General features: G+C 72.2%; 13 protein-coding genes. 11 read left to right on the forward strand and 2 right to left on the reverse strand.

Annotated elements, in window-relative coordinates:
- The first annotated feature begins 161 nt into the window (after positions 1 to 161).
- From CFP65_RS37105 to CFP65_RS37145, 9 genes are all read left to right on the forward strand, one after another.
- Positions 162 to 1,799: a ricin-type beta-trefoil lectin domain protein gene (locus CFP65_RS37105; protein WP_104821399.1), complete on the forward strand. Its 1,638-nt coding sequence runs from the start codon at positions 162 to 164 to the stop codon at positions 1,797 to 1,799.
- 36 nt (positions 1,800 to 1,835) lie between these two features.
- A complete protein-coding gene (locus tag CFP65_RS37110) occupies positions 1,836 to 3,353 on the forward strand; it encodes an arabinofuranosidase catalytic domain-containing protein (RefSeq protein ID WP_104820288.1) in 1,518 nt (505 codons plus the stop codon).
- Positions 3,354 to 3,531: 178 nt separating this feature from the next.
- Positions 3,532 to 4,416, forward strand: a complete 885-nt coding sequence (locus CFP65_RS37115; RefSeq protein ID WP_254552765.1) for an endo alpha-1,4 polygalactosaminidase — start codon at positions 3,532 to 3,534, stop codon at positions 4,414 to 4,416.
- Positions 4,417 to 4,668: 252 nt separating this feature from the next.
- On the forward strand, positions 4,669 to 5,766 hold the full coding sequence (locus tag CFP65_RS37120) for a sugar ABC transporter substrate-binding protein (protein WP_104820289.1): 1,098 nt from the start codon (positions 4,669 to 4,671) through the stop codon (positions 5,764 to 5,766).
- A 68-nt stretch (positions 5,767 to 5,834) separates the two neighbouring features.
- Entirely contained in the window at positions 5,835 to 6,614 is a 780-nt protein-coding gene (locus CFP65_RS37125; RefSeq protein WP_104820290.1) for an ATP-binding cassette domain-containing protein, read from the forward strand.
- Positions 6,611 to 7,873, forward strand: a complete 1,263-nt coding sequence (locus CFP65_RS37130) for a sugar ABC transporter permease (RefSeq protein ID WP_104820291.1) — start codon at positions 6,611 to 6,613, stop codon at positions 7,871 to 7,873. The genes CFP65_RS37125 and CFP65_RS37130 overlap by 4 nt, the downstream gene beginning before the upstream one ends.
- 29 nt (positions 7,874 to 7,902) lie before the next feature.
- Positions 7,903 to 9,105, forward strand: a complete 1,203-nt coding sequence (locus CFP65_RS37135) for an ROK family protein (RefSeq protein WP_104820292.1) — start codon at positions 7,903 to 7,905, stop codon at positions 9,103 to 9,105.
- Between the two features lie 159 nt (positions 9,106 to 9,264).
- Entirely contained in the window at positions 9,265 to 10,458 is a 1,194-nt protein-coding gene (locus tag CFP65_RS37140) for a YncE family protein (protein WP_217368227.1), read from the forward strand.
- Between the two features lie 22 nt (positions 10,459 to 10,480).
- Positions 10,481 to 11,665, forward strand: a complete 1,185-nt coding sequence (locus CFP65_RS37145; protein ID WP_158702560.1) for a helix-turn-helix domain-containing protein — start codon at positions 10,481 to 10,483, stop codon at positions 11,663 to 11,665.
- Between the two features lie 67 nt (positions 11,666 to 11,732).
- Here CFP65_RS37145 and CFP65_RS37150 read toward each other — a convergent pair whose 3' ends face one another.
- Complete coding sequence (locus CFP65_RS37150; protein WP_104820295.1) at positions 11,733 to 12,674, reverse strand: chlorophyllase; 942 nt, start codon at positions 12,672 to 12,674, stop codon at positions 11,733 to 11,735.
- Positions 12,675 to 12,840: 166 nt separating this feature from the next.
- Here CFP65_RS37150 and CFP65_RS37155 point away from each other — a divergent pair, with 166 nt between their 5' ends.
- The gene (locus CFP65_RS37155) at positions 12,841 to 13,434 is read left to right on the forward strand and encodes a TetR/AcrR family transcriptional regulator (RefSeq protein WP_104820296.1); all 594 of its coding nucleotides are present in this window, start codon (positions 12,841 to 12,843) and stop codon (positions 13,432 to 13,434) included.
- A 151-nt stretch (positions 13,435 to 13,585) separates the two neighbouring features.
- On the opposite strand, the gene CFP65_RS37160 is transcribed toward CFP65_RS37155, so the two are convergent.
- Complete coding sequence (locus CFP65_RS37160) at positions 13,586 to 14,596, reverse strand: quinone oxidoreductase (RefSeq protein WP_104820297.1); 1,011 nt, start codon at positions 14,594 to 14,596, stop codon at positions 13,586 to 13,588.
- Positions 14,597 to 14,825: 229 nt separating this feature from the next.
- On the opposite strand from CFP65_RS37160, the gene CFP65_RS37165 reads away from it, so the two are divergent.
- Positions 14,826 to 15,302 carry a hypothetical protein gene (locus CFP65_RS37165; protein ID WP_104820298.1) on the forward strand — a complete coding sequence of 159 codons (477 nt, stop codon included), beginning with the start codon at positions 14,826 to 14,828 and terminating at the stop codon, positions 15,300 to 15,302.
- The last annotated feature ends 3 nt before the right edge of the window (positions 15,303 to 15,305 follow it).

Below are 15,305 nucleotides of genomic sequence, written 5' to 3' on the forward strand. Positions count from 1 at the left end.
GGCCAACACTGGGGGCATTCACTCCGGTGATCTTTTTTACCCCTGATTGTTAGCGCTAACAATCAGGGTTGCACCGGAGGGTCGACGTGCAGTGCCCCAACTGCATGCTTGTCATGCCCACGAAGAACCTCCACCACCCCACCCACCAGGAGGCGACCACGATGCTCCACGCGAACCTGCGCAGGACGCTTGCCTGCGTCCTCTCGGCCCTGCTCCTGTCCTTGGCGATTCCGCTGCTCTCCGTGGTCGCCGCCCCGCCGGCCGCCGCGCTGGGCAACAACCTGGCGCTCACGCCGCCGATGGGTTTCAACGACTGGAACGCCTACGGCTGCAACGTCTCCGAGCCGCTGATCAAGAGCACGGCGCTGGCCATGCACAACAACGGCATGCAGGGCGCCGGGTACCAGTACGTCAACATCGACGACTGCTGGATGACCCATGCCCGGGGCTCCGACGGGCGCCTGGTGCCTGACGCGAGCAAGTTCCCGGACGGGATCAAGGGCACCGCCGACTACGTCCACTCGCTGGGGCTGAAGCTGGGCATCTACGAGGACGCCGGGCTGCAGACCTGCGCCGGCTTCCCGGGCAGCCTGGGCCACGAGACCACGGACGCGCAGAGCTTCGCCGACTGGGGCGTGGACTACCTGAAGTACGACAACTGCTACGCGGGGCCGGGCTGTGCGCAGAACACCTGCTCCAACGGCAGCAAGGTGCCCGCGCAGACCCGGTACACCACGATGCGCGACGCCCTGGCCGCGACCGGCCGGCCCATCCTGTTCAGCCTGTGCAGCTGGGGCGAGGACAGCGTGTGGACCTGGGGCGCCGACATCGGCAACAGCTGGCGCACCACCGGCGACATCAACGCGAGCTACGGCAGCATGCTCTCGATCTTCCACAGCAACGTGAACCTGGCGGCCTACGCCGGGCCCGGCCACTGGAACGACCCGGACATGCTCGAGGTCGGCAACAGCCCGCTCACCGACACCGAGGCCCGCTCGGAGTTCAGCCTGTGGGCGGAGATGGCGGCCCCGCTGATCGCCGGCACCAACGTCGCCTCGGCCTCCGCGGCCACCCTGGCCACGCTCACCAACTCCCGGGTGATCGCGGTGGACCAGGACTCGCTCGGCAAGCAGGGCACCCTGGTCTCCTCCGCCGGCGGTCTCGACGTGCTGGCCAAGCCGCTGGCGAACGGCGACGTCTCGGTGGCCCTGTTCAACGAGACCGGCTCGACCGCGACCATCACCACCTCCGCCGCCGCGATCGGGAAGACCGGGGCATCCAGCTACGGCCTCACCGACCTGTGGTCCGGCGCGACGTCGACCACCACCGGCACCATCAGCGCCTCCGTCCCGGCACACGGCACCACCATGGTCCGCGTCGCGGGCGGCACCAGCGGCGGCGGCAACCAGACCGGCCCGGTGCGCGCGGTCGGCGCGAACAAGTGCCTGGACGTGCCGAACTCGACCACCACCCCGGGCACCCAGGTGCAGATCTGGGATTGCAACAGCCAGCCGAACCAGACCTGGACCCGTACCGCCTCCGGCCAGCTGACCGTCGTCTCGGGCGGCACCCAGCTGTGCCTGGACGCCTACAACGGCCAGACCTCGCCCGGTACCAAGGTCGAGATCTGGAGCTGCAACGGCCAGGCCAACCAGCAGTGGAAGGTGAACGCGGACGGCACCATCACCGGCGTCCAGTCCGGGCTCTGCCTCGACGTCACCGCCAAGTCCACCGCCAACGGCGCCCTGATCGACCTGTGGACCTGCAACGGCCAGACCAACCAGCAGTGGGCCGTCTGACGCCCCGTTCGCCCGACACGACGGAAGGAGCATCAGATGCACGACAGTCAAGGCCCGGCAGGACGGCCGGGGCTAGTGGCTCCACCGCACCAGCGGCTCGGCAGGCTGACCTGCGTGGCCGCCACCATCTTGCTGATTGTGAGCGTTCTCACCGGTGCGGGATCCTTCGCCGGCAGTGCGCAGGCCGCCACCGCGGGCCCGTGTGACCTCTACGCGGCAGGCGGGACCCCCTGTGTGGCCGCACACTCCACGACCCGTGCGCTCTACGCCGCGTACGGCGGAGCGCTCTACCAAGTCCGGCGGAGCTCGGACGGCAGGACACAGAACGTCGGTGTGGCCAGTGCCGGCGGCGTCGCCGACGCGGCCGGCCAGGACGCCTTCTGCGCGGGCACCTCCTGCGTGATCACGGTGGTCTTCGACCAGTCCGGCCACGGCAACGACCTCGCCTACCAGGGCCCCGGAGGAGCCGGCGGGAGCGACACCCCGGCCAGCGCGACCAGCGAGGCCCTCACCGTCGGCGGCGCCAAGGCGTACTCGCTCTACATCAACCCCGGGAACAGCTACTGGCACGACGGGCACGCCTCCGGGATGCCGCTCGGCAGCGCCCCGCAGGGCGCGTACATGGTGACCAGCGGCACCCACGTCAACGGCGGCTGCTGCTTCGACTACGGCAACAGCGAGACGGACCGCAAGGCGGACGGTGCGGGCGCCATGAACGCCATCTACTTCGGCACCAGCTGCTGGTTCGGCGGCTGCTCGGGGACCGGCCCGTGGGTGCAGGCCGACCTGGAGTACGGCCTGTACTCCGGCGGCAGCCAGTCGTGGAACCAGAACCAGCGGGCCTTCACCAGCCGTTACGTCACCGCGATGCTGAAGAACAACGGCACCTCCCAGTTCGCGCTCAAGGGCGGTGACGCGCAGTCCGGAGGCCTCACGACGCTCTGGAACGGCGCGCTCCCGCCCGGCTACAGCCCGATGAAGCAGCAGGGCGCCGTCATCCTGGGCAGCGGCGGCGACTGCTGCGCCACCAACACCAACCAGAGCCTCGGCACCTTCTACGAGGGCGCCGTCGTGAGCGGCTACCCGTCCGACGCCACCGACAACGCCGTCCAGGCCGACATCGCGGCGGCCGGCTACAGCCCCGGCTCCGGCGGCGCCGGCAGCGGACCGCTGCACGCCATCGGCGCCGGGAAGTGTCTGGACGTGCCCAACTCCAGTACCGGCAACGGCAGTCAGGTGCAGATCTACTCCTGCTCCGGCGCCGCGAACCAGACCTGGACGGCCACCTCCTCGGGCCAGCTGACGGTGTACTCCGGCAGCAGCCGGCTCTGCCTGGACGCCAGCGGCAAGGGCACCGCCAACGGCACCAAGGCGATCACCTGGCCCTGCAACGGACAGCCCAACCAGGAGTGGAGCCGGAACGCCGACGGCACCGTCACCGGCGTCCAGTCCGGGCTCTGCCTCGACGTCGGCGGAGCGTCGACGGCGAACGGCGCGCCGGTCCAGCTGTGGGCCTGCAACGGGCAGAGCAACCAGCAGTGGAAACTCGGCTGACCACCGCACCTCCTCACCGGACCCTGTCCTGCCCGGCCGGCGGCTGCCCCGGGCAGGACAGGAACCGGGGGCCGCGTACGGGGCGTCCCAGGTGGCGGCGTCGCTACGACCCCGGGCCCGGGGCAGTCCTCGGTCGCCGGCCGAGCGCTTGAGCACAGATCGACAGGAGAGCCGGACCGTGGCCGACCGAATCCGCCCGGCCCTGCACCGCGCGCTGACGGCGGTGGCCCTCTGCGGTCTGCTCGCCGCGGGAGCGAGCGGATGCTCGGCGTCCGACGGCGAGGACACCGCCGTGCCGGACCGGTCGGCCGCGGCCAGGACGAGCGCGAAGGCCGGTGGTGCGGGCTCGCCGGTGCTGCCCGAGCCCGGCATCTCCTTCGACTACCAGATCGGCGGCGCCTACCCGCCGCCTCCCGGGGTGCGGGCGGTCTCCCGTGACCGTGCCGCGCAGCCCGCGCCCGGCCTGTACAACATCTGTTACGTGAACGCGTTCCAAGCCCAGCCGGACGCCACCGACTGGTGGCAGGCCCACCACCCCGACCTGCTGCTCCGCTCCGGTGACGCACTGGTCCTGGACCAGGGCTGGCACGAGGCCCTGTTCGACGTCTCCACGGCCGCCAAGCGCGAACGGCTGGCCGGGATCGTGGGGGAGTGGATCGACGGCTGCGCCGCGGCCGGGTTCCAGGCGGTCGAGGCCGACAACCTCGACTCCCACGAGCGGTCGGACGGGCACCTGAGCGCCGAAGACGACCTGGCGTTCGGCACGTTGCTCGTCGACCGGGCGCACGCGCACGGTCTGGCGATCGGTCAGAAGAACGCCGCGGGTCTGGCGCGGCAGGGGCGCGGCCTCGGCTTCGACTTCGCGGTCGCGGAGGAGTGCGGGCAGTACGAGGAGTGCGGCGCCTACGCCGAGGCGTACGAGGACCGGGTGTTCGTCATCGAGTACCAGGCCGAGGGGCTCGCCGCCGCGTGCGAGGCGTGGGGCAAGCGCCTGTCGGTGGTCCTGCGGGACCGCGACGTCGTCCCGGCCGGGGACGGCGGGTACCGGCGCCGCGCCTGCTGAGTCCACCTGCGCCCGGGCGGAGTCGAGCGTGCGGCGCACCTCGGCACCCTGCTGCCCGGCCGGGCCCGGCTCATTCGAGCGTTGCGCACGAAGGGTCGGCGCGAGGGGTTGGCGGGCCTCACCGTAGGCCGTATGTTGTCGCACACAACAAATGGGACCGGTTGCTTCCCCGCCGCATGCCCACGCCCTTCCCCACCCTTCGTCAGCCGCACGTCCGGCGCTGGTCGGACACGCCTCGAAAGGACCCTGCCCATGCGCAAGGGACTCCTGTTCGCCACCGCTGCCGTGTCAGCGGCCCTGCTCTCCACCACCGTCACCGCCTGCGGTTCCTCGGGCTCCGCGGCCGGCCCGGCGGGCGGCAAGAAGCCGAAGATCGGGGTGATCCTGCCGGACAGCAAGTCGTCCGTCCGCTGGGAGACCGCGGACCGGCCGTACCTCGCCGCGGCCTTCAAGGCGGCCGGCGTGGACTACGACATCCAGAACGCCGAGGGCGACAAGCAGGCGTTCCAGACCATCGCCGACCAGATGATCACCAGCGGGGTGAACGTGCTGGTCATCGTCAACCTGGACAGCGGCACCGGCAAGGCCGTCCTCGACAAGGCCAAGGCCCAGGGCGTGGCCACCATCGACTACGACCGGCTCACCCTCGGCGGCTCCGCCCAGTACTACGTCAGCTTCGACAACACCCAGGTCGGCAAGCTCCAGGGCGAGGGCCTGGCGAAGTGCCTGACCGAGAAGGGTGCGAAGAACCCCGTCGTCGCCGAACTCAACGGCTCCCCGACGGACAACAACGCCACCCTGTTCGCCGCCGGCTACAACGGCGTGCTGGACCCGAAGTACGCCGCCGGGGAGTACACCAAGGGCCCCGACCAGTCGGTGCCCGACTGGGACAACGGCCAGGCCCAGACCATCTTCGAGCAGATGTACACCAGCCGGCCCGACGTCGCCGGAGTGCTCGCGGCCAACGACGGGCTGGCGAACGCGGCCATCGCCGTGCTGCGCAAGAACCACCGCAACGGGCAGGTGCCGATCACCGGTCAGGACGCCACCGTGCAGGGCCTGCAGAACATCCTGGCGGGCGACCAGTGCATGACCGTCTACAAGGCCGTGAAGAAGGAGGCCGACGCGGCGTCCGCCCTCGCGGTGGAGCTGGCGGGCGGCAAGAAGAGCCAGACCGGCGCCACCGTCAACGACCCGACGGGCAAGCGTGACGTGCCGGCGGTGCTGCTGGCCCCCGAGGCCGTCTTCAAGGACAACATCCAGGACGTCGTCGGCGACGGCTACGTCACCAAGGCGCAGCTGTGCACCGCCGCCTTCGAGGCGCTGTGCACCAAGGCCGGCATCAAGTAGGCACCCGGACCTGGGCCCTGACCGTCGGCGGTCAAGGCCCGCTCCGCTCATCCCCAGGAGCCGCACCCATGACAGAAACACCGACGCTCGAACTCCGCGGGATCGACAAGAGCTTCGGCCCCGTCCAGGTCCTGCACGACGTCGCGCTCAGCGCCCACGCGGGAGAGGTCACGGCACTCGTCGGCGACAACGGCGCGGGCAAGTCGACGCTGGTCAAGTGCATCGGCGGGATCCACCCCATCGACGCGGGGGAGTACCTCTTCGAAGGCCGGCCCGTCCAGGTGCACAGTCCGCGCGACGCCGCCGCGCTCGGCGTGGAGATCGTCTACCAGGACCTCGCGCTCTGCGACAACCTCGACATCGTGCAGAACATGTTCCTGGGGCGGGAGAAGCGCCGCGGGCTGGTGCTCGACGACTCCACCATGGAGGAGATGGCCGCCGCGACCCTCGAAGGGCTCTCCGTGCGGACCGTCAAGTCCGTGCGCCAGAAGGTCTCCAGCCTCTCCGGCGGTCAGCGCCAGACCGTGGCCATCGCCAAGGCGGTGCTGTGGAACAGCAAGCTGGTCGTGCTCGACGAGCCCACCGCGGCACTGGGCGTCGCCCAGACCGCGCAGGTGCTGGAGCTCGTGCGCCGGCTGGCCGACAACGGACTGGCCGTCGTGCTCATCTCGCACAACATGAACGACGTCTTCGCGGTCTCCGACCGGATCGCCGCCCTCTACCTCGGCCGGACGGCCGCCCAGGTCAAGGCCTGTGACGTGACCCACGCCCAGGTCGTCGAACTGATCACCTCGGGCCGCAGCGGCGACCTGGGCGCCCCGACCACCCCCAACGGAGCCACCGCATGACCGCCGCCCTCGCCCCCCGCAAGCCCGAGTCCGACCCCGGGGAGCGCCGGCCGCTCGCCGCCGGCTTGGGAGACGTCGGCCGCGGCTACCTCTACCGGCTGCGCGGGGGCGAGCTCGGCGCCCTCCCCGCCGTCGCCGGCCTGGTCGTGCTGTGCGTGTTCTTCTCCCTGCTGCGCCCGGTCTTCCTGTCCAACCTGAACTTCGCCAACCTGCTCACCCAGAGCGCGGGCAGCATCGCCATCGCCATGGGGCTGGTCTTCGTCCTGCTGCTCGGCGAGATCGACCTGTCCGCCGGTTACGCCAGCGGAGTCTGCGCCGCCGTCCTGGCCATCCTGCTGACCGACCACGGCTGGCCCTGGTACGCCGCGGTGGCCGCCGCCATGCTGACCGGCGCGGTCATCGGCCTGCTCATCGGCACGCTCGTCGCCAAGGTCGGCATCCCCTCCTTCGTGGTGACGCTGGCCGCGTTCCTCGGCTTCCAGGGCGTCGTGCTGATCCTGCTGAAGGAGGGCACCAACGTCTCCGTCAAGGACCCCACCATCCTGGCCATCGCGAACGACAACCTCAGCCCCGCCCTCGGCTGGGCCCTACTGGCCTGCTGCGCCGCCGGGTACGCGGCCCTGCAGCTGCGCCGCAGCCGGGACAGGATCGGCCGGGGCCTGGCCGGCACCCCCGTGGCGCTGCTCGCCCTGCGGACCGGTGCCGTCCTCGTGCTCGGCGGCGCGGCCGTGTACCTGCTCGACCAGGAGCGCAGCCGCAACGTCGTCGTCAGCTCCCTCAAGGGCGTGCCCGTCGTGGTGCCCGTGATCGGGGCGCTGGTCCTGCTCGGCACGTTCACGCTGCAGCGGACCGGTTTCGGCCTGCACCTCTACGCCGTGGGCGGCAGTGCCGAAGCCGCCCGCCGGGCCGGGATCAACGTCGCCTTCATCCGGACCTCCGCCTTCGTCGTCTGCTCCTGCCTGGCCGCCGTCGGCGGCATCATCGCCGCCTCCCGGGGCAACTCCGTGGACCCCAACACCGGTGGCAGCAACGTCCTGCTGCTCGCCGTCGGCAGCGCCGTCATCGGCGGCACCAGCCTGTTCGGCGGTCGCGGGCGCGTCGTCGACGCCGTGCTCGGCGGCCTGGTGGTCGCGGTGATCCAGAACGGCATGGGCCTGATGGGGTACAGCTCGGGCGTCAAGTACGCTGTCACGGGATCGGTACTGCTGGTGGCCGCCGGTGTGGACGCCATGTCCCGCCGCCGCACCGCCCGACGATGAGCCCGTTCCGACGATGAGAGTCAGCCGCGATGAAAGCCGGTCCTTCCCAGGAGGAGGTCCGCCAGCAGAACCTGGGGGCCCTGCTGCGCCTGGTCCACTTCGACGGGCCGACCTCGCGAGCCGCGCTGACGACCCGGCTCGGCCTCAACCGCAGCACCATCCTGGGCCTGGTCGGCGATCTGACGGCCGCCGGCCTGGTCCGCGAGGAGCTGCCGCAGGAGACCGGCCGGGCCGGGCGGCCCTCGCTGGTCGTCCGACCCGAGTCCACCCGGGTGCACGTCCTGGCGGTGGACCTGGGCGTGGAGCGGCTGGCGGTGGCCCTGATCGGACTCGGCGGCGTGTTCCTGGACCGGCGCGAGTGCCGCCAGGCCGACGGGCAGCCGCAGGACCCGGCACAGGTGGCCGACGTGCTCGCCGGGTTCGCCCACGAGCTGCTGGCCGGCGCGCCGCCCGGCAGCTCGTGCGTCGGCGTCGCCGTGGCGGTCCGCGGCATCGTCCGCCACCCCGACGGGCTGGTCGGCCTCACCCCCAACACGGGCTGGAAGGGCGTCGACTTCGCCGGTGCCTTCGCCGAGCGGCTCCGGCTGGACGTCCCGGTCCTGGTGGCGAACGAGGCCAATCTCGGTGCGCTCGCCGAGCACCGGCGCGGCATCGGCCGCGGCAGTCAGAACCTGGTCTACCTGCACGGCGAGACCGGCATCGGCGCCGGAGTGATCATCGAGGGTGAACTCCTGCGCGGCGAACGCGGATACGCCGGCGAGGTCGGCCACATGACCGTCAATCCGTTCCGGGGCCGGCCGTGCGGCTGCGGTGCCCGCGGCTGTCTGGAGGCCGAGGCGGGTGAGCGCGCCCTCCTGGAGGCCGCCGGCCGGGACGGCCGCGTCACCGGGGTCGAGGCCGTGCGGTCGGTGGTGGACGCCGCCGACCGCGGAGACGTCCTCGCACGGGAGGCCCTGCGCCGCGTCGGGGACTGGCTCGGGATCGGCATCGCGAACGTGGTCAACCTCTTCGACCCGGACCTGGTCATCCTCGGCGGCACCCTCCGGGACGTCTTCCTCGGATCCGCCGCGCAGGTGCGCAGCCAGATCAACACCAACGCCCTGGCGGCGGTGCGGGAGAGGCTCCGGCTGCGGGTCAGCGAACTCGGCGCCGACACCGTCCTGATCGGCGCCGCCGAGCTGGCGTTCGCCGAGCTGCTCACCCGGCCGCTGGAGACGCTCGCCCGCACCTGACGACCTCGGCGCCGGGCTGCTCCGGCCCGCGCGTTGTCCCCGAACGCCAGTGCCGGGCCCTGGCGTTGGCCGTCCTGGACATGGCCCGTGACCGCCTGTCGGCCCAGACTTGACGCGACCTGGACCGAACGAGGGGAGCGTACGATGCCCGCACGCCGGATGGGCGCACGTCTGCTGCACGGCTCGGTCGCGCTGGCGACCCTGGCCGGCGCCCTGGTGGCGAGCGCCACCGCGCACGCCGGTACGGCCGACCTACGCGGCGTGGTACTGGTCGGCAACAGCCAGTCCGGCACCGTCTCCTTCCTGGACTCCCGGACCTTCGCCGTGCTCGGCACCTTCGACGTGATCCCGGACCTGCAGCAGCGGCTCGCCGAGATGGACCTGATCCAGCGGGCCGGCTACGCGGCCGTCAAGCAGCAGGAGGGCGGCGACCGGTTCGTGGACGACGTCGCGCTGTCTCCTGACGGCCGGATCCTCTACGTGTCGCGCGGCAACCTGGACGACACCGCCGCCTTCGACCTGACGTCCCGTCAGGAGCTGTGGCACACCCGGTTGGCCGGCTTCCACGCCGACCACGCCGCGCTGTCCCCGGACGGCACCCGCTGGGTGGTGTCGGCCACCACCGCCAACGAGGCCCAGGTGTTCGACACGGCCACCGGCGCGGTGGTGGGCAGCTTCCCGACCGGCACGTACCCGCACCAGAACGACTTCACCCCGGACGGCAGGTACATCTACAACTCCAGCATCGGCGTGATCATGTTCCCGCAGGCGCTGGAGTGGATGAAGGGAGGCTTCCAGCTGACCAAGGTGGACGCCCGAAGCCTGAACGTGGTGCAGACCTGGTCGTTCCCGCACGGCATCCGGCCCAACGTGCTGGCCGCCGACGGCACCACCTTCTACGCCCAGCAGTCCTACTTCAACGGCTTCGTCAAGTACGACCTGAACAGCTCGAAGATCACCGACACCGTGCCGATGCCGTTCAGTCCCGCCGGCCGCGCCCTGAGCCCGGACAACTACCCGAAGAACTCCGCGCACCACGGCCTGGCACTCTCCGGAGACCAGAGCCGGCTCTGCGACGTCGGCACCATCGACGACTACACCGCGCTGGTCGAGACCACCGGTCTCACCACGGTGGGCCGCGTCGACTACCCGGCCGGCAGTCTGCCGTACTGGGCGGTGAGCGCCGGGCCGGCCAACCGCTACTGCTTCGTCTCGCTCAGCCAGGCCGGTCAGGTCTCGGTGGTGGACTACGCGAGTGGACAGGAGCTGGCCCGGGTACCGGTGGGAGTGTTCCCGCAACGCGAGCGGGCCGCCCAACTGGCCGGGGACGCGCTGACCGCGCTGTCCCGGTAGGGCCGGCGCTGAGACCGAAGGGGTGACGGGAGGATTGGGCGAGGGGGCCGGTCGGTCGGCGCTGCGACGGGTGGTCGAGGGGATGCGGGCCGACCCCGAGGTGCTGGCGGAGGTCGTCGCCGCCGCCCGGACCGCCTCGGACCCGGTGGCCGCGCTGCCCGAGCCGGAGGTCCGACGCCACATCGCCGCGCTGCTCGGGGTGGTGTCCGCCGCGTTCGTCGACGGCTCCGGACTCTCCCGGCAGCACGCCGAGTTGGTCGCCCGGCTGGCCACTGACCGGGCGGCGCAAGGGGTTTCGCTGGGCGCGCTGCTCGACGGCTTCCTGGCCGGGCGGACCGCCGCGCTGCGGATCATCGCGGCCCGGCTGGATCTCGCCGACGTGACGTCGACGGTGCTCTTCGAGTCACTGATCGAACTCGACGCCTACGTCGGCGAGTTGCAGAACCAGCTGGTCGCCGCCTACCGGGAGGCGGCCGCCAGTCTGGCCGGCAGCCGCTCCGCACGGCTGCTGGCCCTGCGCGCCGTGCTGGTGCACGGCGCGGTCGAGCAGTTGGCTGCGGCCGGGCTCGCCGCGGACGGCGTGTACCACTGTGCGGTCGCCGAGTCGGGCGATCCGGTGCAGGTGCGCCGGGCCGCCGCCGAGCTGACTCCGCGCGGCGGCGTGTCGGGGCTGGTGGAGGGCCGGCTGTGCGTGGTGGCGCCGCGCGGTGTGGTGGCGCCGCGCGGTGTGGTGGCGCCGCGCGGCCGGCCGGCGGGCGACCTGGCGGCGGACGTGCTGCTGGTGACCGCTCCGGCCGTCCCCGCCGGTCGCCTGCCCGCCGCCTACCGGCTCTGCCGGGCCGCGCTGGATGCCGGTCGGCGGCGTGGACGCACCGGCCGGGCCGGGCTCGCCGAGCTGGCCGTGGTGGTCGCCGTGGACGCCGTGCCGGGGATGGGTGAGCTCCTTGCCGTCGAGCTGCTGGCCGCGCTGGACCCGGGGAACGCCACCCACCGCCTGCTCGCCGAGACCGCCGCGGCCCACCTCGACCACGGTGGCCGGCTCGCGTCGACCGCCCGGGCCCTCCACGTGCACCCGAACACCGTCAAGCACCGGCTGCGGCGATTCGCCGAGGCCACCGGCTGCGATCCCGCCCGTTTCGGTGCCGGCCCAGGCCGGTTCGCCGACACCGCCTGCTGGCGCTGGGCGTTGGAGCACTGGCTCGGCTGACCTGTCACCACCGGGCGCACCGGTCGCGGGTCCGCCGTGCGGCCGTGCAGCCGTGCGGCCGTGCGGTCTACTTCGCTTCGACCCGTCCGATCGGGCTGGGGTCGGCGCCGAGCGCCTCGCACGCGGTCTGCCAGGCCGGGTCGCCGGGGTGGAGCCGGCTGCGGAGGTAGGCGGCGGTGAGCCGCCCGAGGGCGGCGACCCGTTCGGGGTTCTCGTCGGTGGTCTCGGCGGCGTCGTATCCGGCGATGCCGCCGAGACCGTGCTCCGCCTCGAAGAGGGTGAGCAGGGACTTCGGGCCGGGGGCGAGGGTGTAGGGGTCGGCGTGCCAGTCCGGGCCCAGGTCGGTGAAGTGCCGGGGGTCGTCCTTCTCGCCCGCGACGACCAGGGCGGGCGTGGTCATGGTGGAGAAGTCGACGGCTCCGATGATCGGCCAGAGCCGGGCCACGGGCCCGTTGAAGGCGTCACCGCCCCTGCCGGGCGCGGCGAGCAGCACGCCCGCCTTGATCCGCGGCTCGCGCAGGTGCACCACCTTCCCGGTGGCGGGGTCGTCGAGGCCGGCGCCCAGCAGGAGGGCCGCGGTGAAGCCGCCGAGGGAGTGTCCGGCGAGGGCGGTCTTGGTGTGGTCGATCCGTCCGGCGAGCCCCGGCACGGTGCGCTCGATCACGTCGAGCCGGTCGAGGAGGTGGCTCATGTCCTCGGCGCGGGAGCGCCAGAAGTCCGGTGCGCCGGGGGCGTCGGCGACCAGGTGGCTCAGGCTCCGGGAGGTGAGGTGGGTGGGTTGGAGGACGACGAATCCCTGGGCCGCCCAGGAGTCGGCGAGCGGTGCGTAGCCGTTCAGCGAGGAGAGGTGGTGCGAGGGGCCGTGGCCGTGGGAGAGCAGGATGACGGGCAGACCGGTGCCGGACACGGGAGCGGTGACGCGGACCTGCAGGTCCACGGGGCGTCCGGGTACGGGCAGGACCACCGGGCTGTAGGACAGGACGGGTGCGGTGTGGGCGGATGCGCTCATGGCGAGCAGTTCTCCCTACTGGGGTGGGTGCCGCGGCCGGCCCCGATCGGGGGGCGGCGGGCAAGGGACAGCTGCGCCCCGCTTCGACTAAGCTGAAGCGGAACGCTGTCCCGTTTACTATCCGGAACAACGTTCCGTTTTGCCAACGGGTATCGGAGGGAGAGCCGTGTCCAGTGAGAGCCCCGCGGGGAAGGCGTCGGCCCGAAGCAGGCGGGTCGACGCGGTCCGCAATGAGCAGGCGCTGCTCGCGGCCGCCGCCGAGGTGTTCGTGGCCTCCGGCGTCGACGCGCCGATCCGCCAGATCGCGGCCAAGGCGGGGGTGGGGACGGGAACGATCTACCGGCACTTCCCGACCCGGGCCGATCTCGTCACGGCCGTCTACCGCCACCAGATCGAGGAGTGCGCGGAGGCGGGGCCGGAGCTGCTGGCCGGCGCCGCCTCCCCGTTCATCGCGCTGCGCCAGTGGATCGACCTCTTCGCCGACTTCCTGGTCACCAAGCACGGACTGGCCGATGCGATGCAGTCGGACAGCAACGGCTTCGCCGCGCTGCACGGCTACTTCCTCGACCGGCTGCTGCCGGTCTGCGGGCGGCTGCTCGACGCCGCGGTCGATGCCGGTGAGATCAGGGCCGGCATCCAGCCCTACGAACTGATGCGCGGCATCGGCAACCTGTGCATCGGCGGCGGAGACCCGCAGTACGAGCCACGGCGCCTGATCGACCTGCTCCTCTGCGGACTGCAGCGCCGCCCGTCGGAGTGACGTCGGCGGCTCGGCTCCACGCTCCGGAGGTGCATGGAGCGACAGGTCGGTCTGTTCCTGAGCACCTGACGGGGTCGGGGATCCTGGCGACGGCGTTCGGCCATGCCCTGGACATCTCGGTATCCGAGATCCCCGACCTCGTCACTCGCGATCAGCTCTGCGTCTCCTCGGGGCGTCCGACGGGGGCCGCACCGGGTACGAGGAGCAGCTTGCCGGTGGTGCGCCGGGCCTCCAGATCGCTGTGGGCCCGGGCGGCCTCGGACAGTGCGTAGCGGCCCGTCACGGTGACCTCGAGCGCCTTGGAGCGCACCCACTCGAACACATCGGCGGCCCGTCGGAGCAGCTCGGACCGGTCGGCGATGAAGTCCCCGAGGCTGGGCCGGATCAGGGTCAGCGAACCGCCGTGGGCGAGCCGCATCGGATCGAACGGCGGCACGGCACCGCTCGCCGCGCCGAAGAGCACGAGATGGCCGCGGGCCCGCAGGCTGGCCAGGCTCGCATCGAAGGTGTGCGCGCCGACGCCGTCGAAGACCACCGGCAGCCCCTGACCGCCGTTGAGCCGCCTCACCTCGGCCGCGAGATCCTCGACCGCGGAGGAGAGGATCACCTCGGCAGCCCCGGCACGCTTCGCCAGCTCGGCCTTCGCCGTGGTCGAGGTCGTGCCGATCACCCTGCCGCCGAGACGGGTGACGAGCTGGGTCAGCAGCAGGCCCATGCCACCGGCGGCCGCATGGACGAGCACCGTGTCACCCGCCTGCACCGGGTAGGCGTCCTTGACGAGATAGTGCGCGGTCATGCCCTGGAGGAGTACGGCGGCGGCCGTCTCGAAGTCGATGTCCTCGGGTAGCGGCACCAGCCGGGAGGAGTCCACGACGGCCCGCTCGGCATACGTGCCGGGAATCTCCACCCAACCGACCCGGTCCCCGACGGCGACCTCGGTGACGCCGGGTCCGACCTCGACGACCGTGCCGGCGCCCTCGGCGCCCGGGGTGAAGGGCAGCGGGCGGCTGTACCGGCCTTCGCGGTGGTAGACGTCGAGGAAGTTGACCCCGGATGCGGTGACCTCCACGACCGCCTCGCCCGCCCCCGGCCGGGGCTGGTCCACCTCGGCCTCCCGCAGCACCTCGGGACCGCCCACTTCGTACACCTGAATCGCTCGCATGACCCCTCCAATGACGTTTCGTCCCCCAGCAACCCCGTCTACGGTGATCCAATTCCCGGCCGGCCGACCAGCCCGCCGCCCCCGCGAGGCCGTCACGGGACGCATCGGCCGGCCGACAGGCCTGCCCGCATCGACGCGGGGGAGCCGGCGCATGGGAAGATCGCTTCCCAGACGCCGTCCGCACCAGAGCGGTCGGCGACGCCGTCCGCATCGTCACCGAGGAGCAGCTGTGACCGAGCAGCCCGGCCCGCAGCAGCGGATCGCCGATGCCATCCGACCAGCCATGCTGGACGGTCTGCAGGATGCCGAACTGATCGGTGCACCGGGTGCCGTGCGCATCAACCAGTGGGTCGACTGGATCGCGGCTGTCGTCGCCGGGCACGTGGTGGGGCCGATCGCCGCCGAACGCGATGCCTTCGCGGACCGGGTGGACACGCTCACGGAGGTCGCCAGGCGGCACAAGGAGGGGTACCGGGAGGCGGCCCGGGACGTGCAGCTGCTCGAGGCCCGTGTCGCGGAGCTGGAGGCGGAGGTGGCGCGGTTGCGTGAGCCCGGCGGGCCGGCCGGCGACCAGGAGGTGCAGCCCGAGGTGCCGCCGGTGGGCGAGGACACGCCGGCCCAGTCGCTCCGGGACCGGCTGCTCGCCAGGTACCCCGCCACGGCGGAGGCCTTGGACCGCCGGGCGAGCGGGAACGCGGAGGGCTGACCG

It is taken from the genome of Kitasatospora sp. MMS16-BH015, assembly GCF_002943525.1.
Lineage (GTDB): Bacteria > Actinomycetota > Actinomycetes > Streptomycetales > Streptomycetaceae > Kitasatospora.